Below are 13,870 nucleotides of genomic sequence, written 5' to 3'. Positions count from 1 at the left end.
AACCCCTCGACAGGCCCCGCGTCGCGCGTAGAGTGCGGCCATGTCGAGCTTCGCCGTTCCGCGCCTCCTCCTCGCCGCCTGCGCGGCTCTGCCGCTCGCCCTGCCCCTCCTGGCGGGGGCCGCCCGGGCCGACAGCTGCGACGACCTCACCCGCCAGATCGCCGGCGCCATCGGCGGCCGGGTCGGCAAGCGCGCGGGCCCGAGCATCGACATCCGCATGGCCGGCCCGATCAAGTTCGACGTGACCTGCCGGGTCGAGCCGATCGTGCAGGCGACCTCGGCCGAGCCGACCCCCTCGGCGGCCTTCTTCCGGGACCTGTCGGTGGCCTCCGAGATCCTCGTCGGCGAGCCGGCCGCCACCGTCGAGCCGATCATCGCCAACGCCTACCGGACCGCGCTGTCGGAGCGGCGCAAGTCGTTCATCCAGCAGAACGGCTGGTCGGCCTCCTGCTACACCGACCCGGGCAGCACCACGATGCGCACCCTGTGCTCGGTGGGGCGCATCCCGCCGGGATAGGGGCTCTTGACCGAGGGCGTGGCCGGCGGGATCCTTGATCCCTGTCGACTCGGCCCGGGCTGCCCATGACGACTCTCGAAACCCCGCCCGTCCAGAGGACCGATCCCCATCGGGGATTCTGGGACTTCATCGAGACGCGCCCCGATGAGGAGAAGTGGGAGCTTATCGAGGGCCAGATCGTGATGCAGGCCCGGCCGAGCCTCATCCATCAGGTCATCGTCGTGACTCTCCAGCGCCTGCTGAACGAGGCTCTGGAACGGTCGGGCTCCTCGTGGATCGCCATCCACGATCCCGCCATCGACCTCAGGCCGTTCATCACGGGCCATACCTACGTCCCGGACGTCGCGGTCATCGACGCGGCCACCATCGAGCCTGACCGGAACGTCGTCGACGGTTGTTATCTGGCCGCTGAGATCCTCTCGCCGAGCGATCACCGGAAGCTGCCCGGCACGCGCCAGACGAAGATCGACGTCAAGCGCGCGGGCTACGAGGCCTTGCCGCTCTGTCAGGCCGTGCTCCTGATCGAGCAGAGGAGCCGCGCGCTGACCCTGTCGGTGCGCAGCGGGGAGACCTGGACCTGCGCCCGCCTGACCGGGGATGACCGTCTGGTCCTCCCCGGTTTCGGCCTCGATTGCGCCGTGGCGGATCTCTATGCCCGCACGCCCGTCGCACAGGGCTGATCAGTACTCGATCACGCCGTCGAGCGCGTAGTGCTTCACGGTCTTCCGGTTGGCGATCAGCTCGTCCACCGTCGGCTCGCCCTTGAGGGCGCGGGCGATGGCGAGCTTCGTCGCCTCGTAGTTGGTCCGGTAGAGGTCCTTCTGGTCGAGGTTGTCGTCCTCGGCGCAGCGCTGGTCGAGCCAGATCATGATGATCATGCACAGCTCGTCGAGCCCGTCCCTCGGCAGGATGCCCTCGATGATGCAGTCCACGATCGCGTCGCCGGTGGCGGCCTGGACCACGCCGCCGAGGAGCTCGGCATACTCGGCCGTGTGGATAGTGACCTTGGTGGTCATCATCGTGGCGGGGCGGACCAGCTGGTTGAGGTCGCGGACCACGAACATCCGCGTGTGGCCCTGGACCTGCCCCATCATCGACGCGAAGGCCTGACCGACCGGACCGCGCACCGAGCCGATCAGCACCTCCGGCATGGCGTCGGTGTACTGGCCCTCGGCCGCCAGCACCGTGGCCTCGCCCGTGCGGAACCAGATCTCTTGCATGTTCGAACTCCACCTGATCGGAGCCCGCGGGAGACATCATCGGAGGGCTCGCGTCAATCGCGTCAGAGCAGGCCGACCCCGTCGAGCACGCCGATCATCGCGAAGGCGATCGTGATCCCCGACACGGCGTAGACGACCCACCTGTAGGCCCCGGCCACGCGCTGCCCCTCCGGCAGGGCGCGCGTGGCCAGCAGGATCAGCAGGCCGAGCGCCAGGGGCAGGAGCAGGGCGTTCATGACCTCGACCGCGATGTTGAGCGCCACGAGGTTCGGCACGAGCTGCACGGCCACCGCCCCCGCGGCGACCGCCAGCGCGAAGGCGCCGTAGAAGGCCGGCGCCTCCCGGGGCGACTGCCCGAGGGAGTGCGGCCGGCCGGTCACGTCGCCGAAGCCCCAGGCCAGCGCCAGGGCCACGACGTTCAAAGCCACGAAGGCCGCCGCGATGATGCCGACCCCGAACACCACCTGCCCGAGCCAGGGCCCGAGGGCCGGGGTGAAGGCGCCCGCGAGGTCGCCCACGGTCTCCAGCCCCTTCGCGCTGCCCTGCCCGGACTTGCCGATCGTGGCGGCGGCCGCGATCAGGATCGCCCCCATCACGCATTGCGAGATCACCGCACCCACCAGGGTGTCGAGCCGCGAGCGGCGCGCATGGTCCCAGCCGAGGCCTTTGTCGACGATGGCCGACTGCTGGTAGAAGATCATCCACGGCATGATCACCGCGCCGATATTGGCGGCGATCAGCACCCGGTATTGCCCGTCACCCAGCGGGATGTGCCCGAAGGAGGCGACGATCTCCGGCACGTCCGGCCGCGCCGCGATCGCCAGCCCGACGAAGACCAGCTCGAACAGGCCGACTGCGATCGCCACCACCTCGACGCGCCGGTAGCTGCCGGTGAAGACCAGCCCGAGGAGCAGGGTCGCCGGCAGCCCGAGACTCACGAGCCGCGGAACCCCGAACAGGTCGCCGATCCCGGCGATCCCGGAGAACTCCGTCACGATGGCGCCGATTCCCGCGACCACGAGGCCGCCGTAGGAGATCCAGGCCCAGGCCGGCCCGTAATGCGTCCGGATCAGCTCGCCATGGCCGCGGCCCGTGGCGGTCCCGAGCCGGACCGTCAGCTCCTGGACGACGTAGAGGATCGGCACCAGCAGGATCTGCAGGAGCAGCAGCGAGTAGCCCCAGCGCGCGCCGCTCTGGGCCGCCGTGATCAGGCTGCCGACATCCGTATCGGCGAGCATCACGACCAGTCCCGGGCCCGCGGCCTTGAGGAACGCGGACAGGCGGGGCAGGGAAGCGCTGGGCACGGCTCGGGAACAGTCCCGGGCGGCGGCAGTTCCGGCGGACGCCTGCGGCGTTTTCCCGGGAGCCCGCGGGAGGAATTGAGATGGCGGAGAGCACGGATCGGGGTTCCGGCTGGAGCCTTCAGGCGAGCGCCGTGCCCGACGGGGTGCGCCTGGAACTCGCCCTATCCGACCTCGGCGGCGCGCCGGTCACCGCCGCCATCACCCTGGACCGGGCGGAGGCCCGCGCCTTCGCCCGCGCGCTGCTGGCGGCGGCTGGGGACGCGACCGAGCGCACCTTCCCCAAGCCGGGGACCTGAGCCGGGGACCTGACGGGCGCGGGCGCCGGGCCCGCGGTTCAGCGCAGGATCAGGCCCGGATTGCGGCCCGGAAGCCGCGGAACCACCGTGCCGCGCTTCTCGATCGGCGCGTCGCACGCGTAGGCGAACTCTGTCTTCAGCGGATCGAACACGGTCTCGCCGGTGATCCGGCAATCCTCGCGCACGGTCTCGTCGAGATAGGCCCGGGCCGCGGTCCGGAAGCGCTTCACCCGCGTCGCCTCGGGCTCGGGATCGATCCGGACCTCGCTCAGGTTGCAGCCGGCATATTCCCGCAGGGCGTTCGAGACGATCAGCATCCGGCGCACTTGCCGGTTGTCGTAGACCTCGTAGGGCTCCTTGCAGCCGATCGTCACCACCTGCGGGGTCAGCGCGACGTAGTTCCGGGAGATGTAGGAGAACCCGGTCGTGCAGCCGGCGAGCGCCAGGCCGAGGGTCACCACGCCGAAGGTCACCACGCCGAGGGGCAGCAGAGCTGCGGGTCGTCGCATCCTCGTCATCCCAGCCCGATCCACGCCGCGCCCCGGGCTTATCCCCGGACGGCCGGCTGGACGCATTGAAACGGCTCCGCTTGCGCCGTCAATGCGTTTCTCCCCGGCAGGCGGCCGCCACGCACGCAAGCGTGGCCATATCTCTCTTGCGGAACACTTGCGGAACGTTTAACGTGTTCGTGATTTGTTTCTGTGGCCGCCACGAGGCGGTCCCTCAAGCCGCGAGGCCCACGTCGATGCTCACGCGCAAGCAGCTGGACCTCCTGCGCTTCATCCAGAACCGCATGCAGGAATGCGGCGTCCCGCCGTCCTTCGACGAGATGAAGGACGCCCTCGACCTGAAGTCGAAGTCGGGCATCCACCGGCTGATCACGGCCCTCGAGGAGCGCGGCTTCCTCCGGCGCCTGCCGAATCGGGCGCGCGCCATCGAGGTGATCCGCATCCCCGAGAGCCTGACGCAGGCGGCCGCGGCCCAGGCGCCCGCCGAGCCCCGCCGGTTCACCCCGAGCGTGGTGGAGGGTGGCAAGTCCAAGCAGCCACCGCTGCCCGCCAATGCCCGCATGATCGACGAGGCCGGACGGGCGGTGTCGATCCCCGTCATGGGCCGGATCGCGGCCGGCACGCCGGTCTCGGCGATCCAGAACCAGAGCCACGCCATCACCCTGTCGCCGGACTTCCTGGCCGGCGGCGAGCACTACGCCCTGGAGGTGCGCGGTGATTCGATGGTCGAGGCCGGCATCCTCGACGGCGACCTCGTGGTGATCCGCAAGCAGGACACCGCCAACACGGGCGATATCATCGTGGCCCTGATCGACGACGAGGAGGCGACGCTCAAGCGCCTGCGCCGCCGCGGCTCCTCGATCGCCCTGGAGGCCGCCAACCCGGCCTACGAGACCCGCGTCCTCGGGCCCGACCGGGTCCAGATCCAGGGCCGCCTCGTGAGTCTCGTCCGCCGCTACTGAAGCGGTTCGGCGGGCGCGTCGCCGGGCGCGTCCCCGCCGCTCGATCCGTCGGCCTCAGCCGGGGCCGCAGGCTCCTCCATGGCGCGACTGCTGTCGACTGCGGCGGTCATCGGCGGTGCCGGCTTCGTGTCCCGGTGCGGTCGCCACGGCAGGCCGCGATCACCGGTCCGGGCGTAGCGCGCGGTGAACCCGCCGGGTTCGGCCCGGAGCGCCACGGCTCCGTGATCCGCCAGGACATGCCGGTCGATCACGAGGGGCCCCGTGCAGGTCGGGGGCGCCGCGAGGCCGGTGATCAGCACCGCGGCCCGGGCGCAATCCTCCGGGAAGGCGCGGCGATCCCGGACCAGCGCGACCGCCCGCCCATCCGGCAGGCGCGCGGTGCATCCGAGCCGGTCGCAGCGCCCGCTTCCGGACGGCGTGACCAGCGCGCCGGGGCGCCGCCCGTCGCCGTCCGCCTTCAGCCACTGTTCCAGCACGAAGCCGGAGGGGCTGCCCAGGGCGGCGAGGCGGCCGTCCGGCCCCCGCACCGCCGCGCCGCCGCCCTGCCGGTCGACGTAGACGTCGTAGCGGTCCGGCAGCACGGTGAGCCAGAGCCCCAGCAGGAGGGGCGGCCCGGCGAGCCAGCGCAGGCGCGAGACCGGGAGCGTCGCCAGCAGCAGGCTTGCGGTCAGCAGGGTCAGCGCCGCGGTTCCGAAGGCCGGCAGCACGAGGATGGCGCGCTCGAACCCGGCGATCCACTCGGAAATCGCCAGCATGCCCCCCACCGCCTGACCCATCAGCCACCAGACCGGCCGGTCGAGGGCGAAGGGATAGGCCAGGATCCCGAGGACCGCGGCGGGCATCACCACCAGGGAGACGAGGGGCAGCGTCAGGGCGTTGCCGACGAGCCCGAAGGGCTGCACGGTCTGGAAGTGGTAGGTGGCGAAGGGCGCGGTGGCGACCTGCGCCACCAGGGTCGTGGCCAGGGTCCCGGTGACCGCCGACAGGCCGCTGCCCACAAGGCGCCCGATCCGTCCCGCCCCGGGGCGCACGAACAGCCGGCCGTCGATCAGGCGCGCGCAGGCGATCAGCCCCGCCACCGCCCCGAACGACATCTGGAAGCTCGGGCCGAGCAGGCCCTCCGGCTCGCGGGCGAGCGCGATCAGGGCGGCGAGCGCGAGGTTGCGCATCGACAGGGCCGGCCGGTCTGCCAGGATCGCGCCCAGCATGATCAGGGTCATGATCAGCGAGCGCTCGGCGGCGATGTCCCAGCCCGAGAAGGCGCAGTAGGCGGTCACGCCCACCATGGCGAAGCCGGCCGCGATCTTCTTGATCGGCCAGACCAGCGCGCAGTACGGCACCAGGGCGAGGGCCGCCCGGACCAGCCAGAACACCACGCCGGCGGCCAGCACCATGTGGAGCCCGGAGATCGACACCACGTGGTAGATGCCGGCGGCGCGCAGCGCGTCGTTGGTCGCCGGCCCGATCAGCCCGCGCTTGCCCGTCACCAGGGCCGCCGCGACCGCCCCCGCCTGCCCGCCCTCGGCCTCCGCGATCCGGCGGGTCAACGCGTTGCGGGCCGCGTCCAGCGTCGCGGCGAGCCGCAGGCGCAGGGGCGGCGGCTCCGCGGGCGCGCGGACCGTGACCGCTCCGACCAGCGAGCCCACGGCGCCGAGACCCTGGAAATACGCGTCCCGGGCGAAGTCGTAGCCGCCGGGCCGGGCGGCCTCCGGCGGCGGCAGCAGCCGGGCGGTTGCGGCGATGACGTCCCCGGGTCGCGGGATCGGCGTCCTGCGGAACGACACCCGGACATGGACCGGCCGCGCCTCCGGCGCGAGCCCGGCGAAGCTCTCCACGCGGATCACCAGCCGGGCGCCGACCTCGCGCTCGTCCAGCGCCTCGACCATCCCGACGAGGGGGCCGATGGTGGTCCGGGTGAGGATCGGGGCGGCCACCTGGGTGACCCGCCACGTGGCCGCCGCGAAGCCGAGGAACCCGGCCGCGGCCGCGAGGGCCAGCGCCAGGGCCACGGGCCGCGCCCCCAGGAACGGCACCGGCGCCAGGGCCAGAGCCGCCCCCACCAGCGGCGCGGCCAGGATCGGCGTCCCATCGGCCGCCGCGAAGTAGACCAGGATCCCCGCGCCGAAGGCCACCGCCAGCCAGGGGAACAGGCGCCGCTGCTCGGCTTCCCGGCCGAGCCCCTCCGCCACCCAGCGGCGGACCGCCGGAGGGGTGAGCGCGCGCGGGCCGGCGAGCGCAAGGGCACCCCCCGCCTGCCTCGCGCCGATCCGCCGCATTGCCGCCGCCTCGATCCGCGCGACCTGTCGTCGTCGGCCGGCGATTCTCCGGCCGATTCTTAACCCATCCGCCGACCCGTGCTACAGGCGGCACTTCGTGCTACGGGCGCCCTGTCGAGCCCCTCGCCGCTCCATCCCCGCGCCCCGCCCCCGAACATACCGGACCGATGTCCTCAGCCGTCGTCACGCGCTTCGCCCCCTCGCCCACCGGCTACCTCCACATCGGCGGGGCCCGCACGGCCCTGTTCAACTGGCTTTACGCCCGCCACACGGGCGGCCGGATGCTGCTGCGCATCGAGGACACCGACCGGGAGCGCTCCACGAAGGGCGCGATCGACGCGATCCTCGACGGGCTCACCTGGCTCGGCCTCGACTGGGACGGCGACGTGGTGTTCCAGTTCGCCCGCGCCGAGCGCCACCGGGCGGTGGCCGAGGCGCTGCTGGCTGCCGGCCGCGCCTATCATTGTTACGCCACCGCCGAGGAACTCGCGCAGATGCGCGAGACCGCCCGTGCCGAGGGCCGCCCGCCCCGCTACGACGGCCGCTGGCGCGACCGCGACCCGTCCGAGGCCCCCGCCGGCGCCAAGCCGGTCATCCGCCTGCGCGCGCCGACCGAGGGCGAGACCGTGGTCGAGGACGCCGTCCAGGGCCGGGTGACCTGGGCCAACAAGGACCTCGACGACCTCGTGCTGCTGCGCTCGGACGGCACGCCGACCTACATGCTCGCCGTCGTGGTGGACGACCACGACATGGGCGTCACGCAGATCATCCGCGGCGACGACCACCTCACCAATGCCGCCCGCCAGACCCAGATCTTCTCGGCGCTGGGCTGGGACGTGCCGAAGATGGCCCATATCCCGCTGATTCACGGGGCCGACGGGGCGAAGCTCTCGAAGCGGCACGGGGCGCTCGGCGTCGAGGCCTATCGCGACCTCGGCTACCTGCCGGCGGCGCTCCGGAACTACCTCGTGCGGCTCGGCTGGAGCCACGGCGACCAGGAAGTGTTCTCCACCGACGAGATGATCGCGGCCTTCGATCTCGGTGCGGTGGGGCGCTCGGCCGCGCGGTTCGACTTCGCCAAGCTCGCCAACCTCAACGGCCTGTACATCCGCGGCAGCGCCGATGCCGACCTCGTGGCGGCGATCGAGACGATCCTGCCCCAGGTCGGGCCCGAGCGCGGCCTGTCGGCGCCGCTCCCGGCCGATCTCAAGGCCAAGCTCATCCAGGCCATGCCGGGCCTGAAGGAGCGGGCCAAGACCCTGATCGAGCTCATCGACAGCGCCTATTACCTCTACGCCCAGCGTCCCCTGGCGCTGGACGACAAGGCCCGCGCCCTGCTCTCCGACGAGGGCCGCGCCCGCCTCGCCGGCGTGCGCCCGGCGCTGGAGGCGCTGACCGACTGGAGCGCGGCCTCCACCGAAGGTGCCGTGCGCCAATACGCGGAGGCGGCGGGCTGCAAGCTCGGGCAGGTCGCCCAGCCCCTGCGGGCGGCGCTCACCGGCCGCACCACCTCCCCGCCCCTGTTCGACGTGATGGCGGTGCTCGGGCGGGACGAGACCCTCGCGCGCCTCGGCGATCAGGTGCCGCAGGGCTGAGGGTGACCGCTCGCGCACGGAGCGCCCTCTCCCCCGCGCGCGCCGACCGGATTCAAACACCTCGGCTTGGCGCCAACACTCTGAAGGAAGCGTGCTTTCCCCTCCCCCTTGCGGGGAGGGGTCAGGGATGGGGGTGGTTCAGGATCGAGCCGTGAGGTGCCTTCTGCACCACCCCCACCTCCAACTCCTCCCCGCAAGGGGGAGGAGAGGGCGCTCCGGCCAGAGAGGTGTGAATACCGTCGCTCCGCGCGCGGAGAAGAGGTGCGGTGCCACGGCCGCCCTGGAGCAGCGTCGCCACCCGGGCTGGGAACTGCGGGCTGCGGCCCGGATTTCGCTTGGTGGACTTCGCTTGACGAATCCGCTTGGCGTCGGGGTTCGGATGTCACCGACCCCGTTGCTGCTGCAGTGCCGTTTGGGTAACGCATGCCAGTGAGCACCCGCAGCATAGCGCGGGCGCTCAAGGCCCCCGGGACCGGTTCAGGGGCGCCCGAGGCCGGCATCCGCCACGTCGCCACAGAAGGGTCCACGATCCATGAGCGCACCCAGCACCATCACCGTGGACGGCAAGACGATCGAGCTGCCGGTGAAATCCGGCACGATCGGGCCGGACGTGATCGATATCGGCAAGCTCTACGCCCAGACCGGCGCCTTCACCTTCGATCCGGGCTTCACCTCGACGGCGTCCTGCGAATCGAAGATCACCTACATCGACGGCGACGAGGGCGTGCTGCTCTACCGCGGCTACCCGATCGAGCAGCTCGCCGAGCAGGGCGACTTCCTCGAGACCTGCTACCTGATGCTGTTCGGCACCCTGCCGACCGCCGCCCAGAAGGCCGATTTCGACTACCGGGTCACGCGCCACACCATGGTGCACGACCAGATGAACCGGTTCTTCACCGGCTTCCGCCGCGACGCGCACCCGATGGCCGTGATGGTCGCCTCGGTGGGCGCGCTCTCGGCCTTCTACCACGACTCGACCGACATCACGGACGAGAGCCAGCGGATGATCGCCTCGATCCGCATGATCGCCAAGATGCCGACGCTGGCGGCGATGGCCTACAAGTACTCGATCGGCCAGCCCTTCGTGTATCCGAAGAACGACCTCGACTACACCTCGAACTTCCTGCGCATGTGCTACGCGGTGCCGTGCGAGGAGTACGAGGTGAACCCGGTCTTCGCCCGGGCGCTGGACAAGATCTTCATCCTGCACGCCGACCACGAGCAGAACGCCTCGACCTCGACGGTGCGGCTCGCGGGCTCGTCCGGCGCCAACCCCTTCGCCTGCATCGCGGCCGGCATCGCCTGCCTGTGGGGCCCGGCCCATGGCGGGGCCAACGAGGCGGCGCTGAAGATGCTGATGGAGATCGGCACGCCGGAGAACGTCGGCAAGTTCGTCGCCAAGGCCAAGGACAAGAACGATCCGTTCCGCCTGATGGGTTTCGGCCACCGGGTCTACAAGAACTACGACCCCCGCGCCCGGATCATGCAGAGCACCACCCATCAGGTGCTCAAGGAGCTCGGCAAGACCGACGATCCGCTGCTCCACGTCGCCATGGAGCTGGAGCAGATCGCCCTCAAGGACGAGTACTTCATCGAGAAGAAGCTCTACCCGAACATCGATTTCTACTCGGGCATCACCCTCAAGGCGATGGGCTTCCCCACCGACATGTTCACGGTGCTGTTCGCGGTGGCGCGCACGGTGGGCTGGATCGCCCAGTGGGCCGAGATGATCGAGGACCCGTCGCAGAAGATCGGCCGCCCGCGCCAGCTCTACGTCGGCCCGGCCCAGCGCGACTACGTGCCGGTGGACGCGCGCGGCTGAGGCGGCCCCTGTCCCGGATCAAGTTCAGCGGGGCGGCCGAGAGGCCGCCCTTCGCGTTTGCGGAGGCGGTCGCGCTCCGCCTGCCCTACCACCCGCCCTACGATTGGGCTGCGATCCGCGCCTTCCTGGCCAAGCGGGCGATCCCCGGCGTCGAGGCGGTCGAGACCGGCGGCTTGGCCTATGCGCGCACAGTGAGCCTGGCAGGGCGCCACGGCATCCTGACGGTGCAGCCCGGGGACGAAAGCCTGCATGTCGGGCTCCACGGCATCGACTCGGGTGAGGGTCCGGCCGTTGCCGCGCGCCTGCGCCGCCTGTTCGACTGCGACGCCGACCCGGCCGCCATCGCGGCTTGCCTCGCCCGGGATCCTGTCATGGCCCCGCTCGTGGCGGCGCGGCCGGGCTTGCGGCTGCCGGGGGCGTGGGACCCGTTCGAGACCGGGTGCCGGGCGATCCTCGGCCAGCAGGTCTCGGTGGCGGCCGCGATCGGGCTCGCCGGGAAGCTCGTGGCGGCGTTCGGGACGCCGCTGGCGAAGCCGATGGGCGGGCTAGCCCACGTCTTCCCCACGCCGGCGGATCTGGTCGAGGCGGATGTCGCTCTGGCGCTGAACATGCCCCGCGCCCGCGGCGCGGCGATCCGGGCGCTGGCGACGGCCGCGCTCGCCGACCCGGATCTGTTCGCCCCGGCCGAATCCCTGGAGGCAGCGGTTCTGCGCTTCACGGCGATCCGCGGAATCGGGCCGTGGACGGCGCAGTACATCGCCATGCGGGCGCTCAAGCTGCCGGACGCCCTGCCGGTGGGCGATGTCGGGCTATTGCGGGCGCTGGAGACCGGCACCGGGCGTCCGAGTCCGGCGGCGCTCCTGGCGCGGGCCGAGGCGTGGCGGCCGTATCGATCTTACGCGGCGCAGCACCTCTGGGCTGCGGATGAGGCGGCCGTGAAGGGGCGGTGATCGCCGTCCATGACGTCAGCGGATCGTCCTTGCGGGCGCAGCGAAGCAGGGCTCCAGGAATCGCGCGCCTTCTGTGGAGCCCTCCTTCGAGGCCTCCGCTGCGCTCCGGCACCTCAGGATGAAGGGGGCGGGTTGGGGGCCGTTCTGCTCTCACCGCCCGAACCGCTCGAACTTCGGGAAGCTGCGCGCCATCATCAGCCCGACCTCGGCGCGGTGGCCGAGCCACTTCTCCAGCACCGACACGTTGGCGAGCCGGCCCTCAGTCGAGCCGTCCTGCCAGGGCAGGCCGTCGGCCAGCTTGAACACGTGCGCGTCGAGGAGCCTGCCGCTGCGGCAGCGCTGCAGGCGCACGCCCTTGCCGCGGGCGAGTTCGGCCACCTCGGAGATCGGGAAGATCAAGAGCAGCTTCTCGGTGTTCACCACCGCGACGTGGTCGCCGTCGGCCGGCACCAGCACGGCCGCGGTGGCGTCGCCGTCGAGGCCGAGCACGCTCTTGCCCTTGCGGGTGTTGGCCACCAGCGCGTCGGCGGGCGCCACGAAGCCGCGCCCGTCCGAGCCCGCGATCAGCAGCTTGGTCTCCGGCCGGTAGGGCAGAGCCGCCACGATCTCGGTGCCGTCGTCGAGGTCGGCCATCAGGCGCACCGGGTCGCCGAAGCCGCGGCCGCCCGGCAGCTTCGAGGCCTCCAGCGTGAAGACCTTGCCGTTGGTGGCGAGCAGCAGGATCTTCTGCGTGGTCTCGGTCGGGAAGGCGATCTTCAGGGTGTCGTCGCCCTTGAACGCCACGCCCGAGAGGTCCGCGACGTGACCTTTCAGCGCCCGGATCCAGCCCTTGGTGGAGACGATCACGGTGATCGGCTCGCGCTCGACCAGGGCCGCCGTGAAGTCGATGCCGCCGACATCCGGCGGGCTCGCCAGCGTCGTGCGGCGCCGGCCCAGCTTCGTCTCGGGCCCGAAGGTCTTCTTCACGGCGCGGATCTGCGCCTGGATCGCCTTCCACTGCGCCGGCTCGGAGGCGAGCAGCGCGTCGATCTCGGCCTTCTCGGCGGTGAGCGCCTCGAACTCGCGCTTCAGCTCTATCTCCTCCAGCTTGCGCAGGGAGCGCAGCCGGGTGTCGAGGATCGCGTTGGCCTGGAGCTCGGTGAGTTCGAACCGGGCCATGAGGGCGGCCTTCGGCTCGTCCTCCTCGCGGATGATGCGGATCACCTCGTCGAGGTCGAGATAGACGATGAGCAGGCCGCCCAGGATCTCCAGGCGGCGGTCGATCTGGCCGAGGCGGTAGCGCGAGCGGCGCTGCAGCACCACGCGGCGGTGGTCGACCCACTCGCGCAGGCACTCGGCGAGCCCGATCACCTTCGGCACGAGGCCGCCGACCAGGACGTTGAGGTTGAGCGGGATCCGCGCCTCCAGCTCGGTCAGCCGGAACAGCGATTCCATCAGGATCACCGGATCCACCGTGCGCGAGCGCGGCTCCAGCACGACGCGCACGTCCTCGGCCGATTCGTCGCGCACGTCGGCGAGGAGCGGCAGCTTCTTCTCCTGAAGCAGCTCGGCCATCTTCTCGATCAGCCGGCCCTTCGGGATGCCGTAGGGGATCTCGGTGACGACGATGTTCCAGGTGCCGCGGCCGAGATCCTCCTTGGCCCAGCGGGCGCGGACCCGGAACGCGCCGCGGCCGGTCCGGTAGGCCTCGGCGATCGCTTCGGCCGAATCGACCAGGATGCCGCCGGTGGGGAAATCCGGCCCCTGGACGAACCTGGCGAGCTGCCCCGAGGTCGCCTCGGGGTGGTTGATCAGGTAGAGCGCGGCGTCGCACAGCTCGGCGGCGTTGTGCGGCGGGATCGAGGTCGCCATGCCGACCGCGATGCCCTGGCTGCCGTTGGCGAGCAGGTTCGGGAAGGCCGCCGGCAGCACCACCGGCTCCTCCTTCTCGCCGTTGTAGGACGGGCGGAAGTCGACCGTGTCCTCGTCGATCCCGTCGAGGAGCAGGCGCGCGACCTCGGTGAGCCGCGCCTCGGTGTAGCGGTAGGCGGCAGGCCCGTCGCCGTCGATGTTGCCGAAATTGCCCTGGCCGTCGACCAGCGGGTAGCGCTGGGCGAAGTCCTGCGAGAGCCGCACCAGCGCGTCGTAGATCGCCTGGTCGCCGTGGGGGTGGAAGTCGCCCATCACGTCGCCGACGATCTTGGCGCACTTCTTGTGCGCGGTGGTCGGGTCGAGCCGGAGCAGCCGCATCCCGTACAGGATGCGCCGGTGCACGGGCTTCAGCCCGTCGCGGGCATCCGGCAGGGCCCGGTGCATGATCGTGGAGAGCGCGTAGGCGAGGTAGCGCTCCTCCAGCGCGGATTTCAGCTCGACGCTCTCGATCCCGTCGCCGGACGGCGGCTCGAAGGGCTGGCCCATGACGGCTCCTGTCTCAGGGCGG

12 protein-coding genes are annotated in these 13,870 nt (G+C 71.5%); 7 read left to right on the top strand and 5 right to left on the bottom strand.

Features of this window, described 5'->3' with window-relative positions; genetic code table 11:
• The first annotated feature begins 40 nt into the window (after positions 1–40).
• Together MMSR116_RS23855 and MMSR116_RS23850 are read left to right on the top strand one after the other, a co-directional pair.
• On the top strand, positions 41–517 hold the full coding sequence (locus tag MMSR116_RS23855; protein WP_010685975.1) for a hypothetical protein: 477 nt from the start codon (positions 41–43) through the stop codon (positions 515–517).
• A 65-nt stretch (positions 518–582) separates the two neighbouring features.
• On the top strand, positions 583–1,197 hold the full coding sequence (locus MMSR116_RS23850) for a Uma2 family endonuclease (protein WP_010685976.1): 615 nt from the start codon (positions 583–585) through the stop codon (positions 1,195–1,197).
• On the opposite strand, the gene fae is transcribed toward MMSR116_RS23850, so the two are convergent.
• Both fae and MMSR116_RS23840 read right to left on the bottom strand, forming a co-directional pair.
• Positions 1,198–1,737, bottom strand: a complete 540-nt coding sequence (gene fae, locus MMSR116_RS23845) for a formaldehyde-activating enzyme (RefSeq protein ID WP_010685977.1) — start codon at positions 1,735–1,737, stop codon at positions 1,198–1,200.
• A 62-nt stretch (positions 1,738–1,799) separates the two neighbouring features.
• Entirely contained in the window at positions 1,800–3,041 is a 1,242-nt protein-coding gene (locus MMSR116_RS23840; RefSeq protein WP_039894258.1) for an NRAMP family divalent metal transporter, read from the bottom strand.
• 80 nt (positions 3,042–3,121) lie between these two features.
• Here MMSR116_RS23840 and MMSR116_RS23835 point away from each other — a divergent pair, with 80 nt between their 5' ends.
• Positions 3,122–3,337 carry a hypothetical protein gene (locus MMSR116_RS23835; protein WP_010685979.1) on the top strand — a complete coding sequence of 72 codons (216 nt, stop codon included), beginning with the start codon at positions 3,122–3,124 and terminating at the stop codon, positions 3,335–3,337.
• 38 nt (positions 3,338–3,375) lie between these two features.
• Here the strand turns inward: MMSR116_RS23835 and MMSR116_RS23830 are convergent, their stop codons facing one another.
• Entirely contained in the window at positions 3,376–3,846 is a 471-nt protein-coding gene (locus MMSR116_RS23830; protein WP_010685980.1) for a hypothetical protein, read from the bottom strand.
• Positions 3,847–4,082: 236 nt separating this feature from the next.
• Here MMSR116_RS23830 and lexA point away from each other — a divergent pair, with 236 nt between their 5' ends.
• The gene (gene lexA / locus MMSR116_RS23825; protein ID WP_010685981.1) at positions 4,083–4,808 is read left to right on the top strand and encodes a transcriptional repressor LexA; all 726 of its coding nucleotides are present in this window, start codon (positions 4,083–4,085) and stop codon (positions 4,806–4,808) included.
• On the opposite strand, the gene MMSR116_RS23820 is transcribed toward lexA, so the two are convergent.
• A complete protein-coding gene (locus MMSR116_RS23820) occupies positions 4,802–7,084 on the bottom strand; it encodes a ComEC/Rec2 family competence protein (protein ID WP_010685982.1) in 2,283 nt (760 codons plus the stop codon). The two genes, lexA and MMSR116_RS23820, sit on opposite strands and share 7 nt — an antisense overlap.
• Positions 7,085–7,251: 167 nt before the next feature.
• Between MMSR116_RS23820 and gltX the strand changes: the two genes are divergently transcribed.
• The 3 genes from gltX to MMSR116_RS23805 all read left to right on the top strand — a co-directional run bounded on the left by gltX (position 7,252) and on the right by MMSR116_RS23805 (position 11,451).
• On the top strand, positions 7,252–8,679 hold the full coding sequence (gene gltX, locus MMSR116_RS23815) for a glutamate--tRNA ligase (RefSeq protein ID WP_010685983.1): 1,428 nt from the start codon (positions 7,252–7,254) through the stop codon (positions 8,677–8,679).
• A gap of 532 nt (positions 8,680–9,211) precedes the next feature.
• Positions 9,212–10,501 carry a citrate synthase gene (gene gltA, locus MMSR116_RS23810; RefSeq protein ID WP_010685984.1) on the top strand — a complete coding sequence of 430 codons (1,290 nt, stop codon included), beginning with the start codon at positions 9,212–9,214 and terminating at the stop codon, positions 10,499–10,501.
• Positions 10,502–10,581: 80 nt separating this feature from the next.
• The gene (locus MMSR116_RS23805; protein WP_244625701.1) at positions 10,582–11,451 is read left to right on the top strand and encodes a DNA-3-methyladenine glycosylase family protein; all 870 of its coding nucleotides are present in this window, start codon (positions 10,582–10,584) and stop codon (positions 11,449–11,451) included.
• Between the two features lie 150 nt (positions 11,452–11,601).
• Here MMSR116_RS23805 and parC read toward each other — a convergent pair whose 3' ends face one another.
• A complete protein-coding gene (gene parC / locus MMSR116_RS23800; RefSeq protein ID WP_010685986.1) occupies positions 11,602–13,848 on the bottom strand; it encodes a DNA topoisomerase IV subunit A in 2,247 nt (748 codons plus the stop codon).
• Positions 13,849–13,870 lie beyond the last annotated feature (22 nt).

The organism is Methylobacterium mesophilicum SR1.6/6, assembly GCF_000364445.2.
Classification (GTDB): Bacteria; Pseudomonadota; Alphaproteobacteria; order Rhizobiales; family Beijerinckiaceae; genus Methylobacterium; species Methylobacterium mesophilicum_A.
The sequence above is the reverse complement of the archived record's forward strand: the minus strand, read 5'-3'. Positions and strand labels throughout refer to the sequence as shown.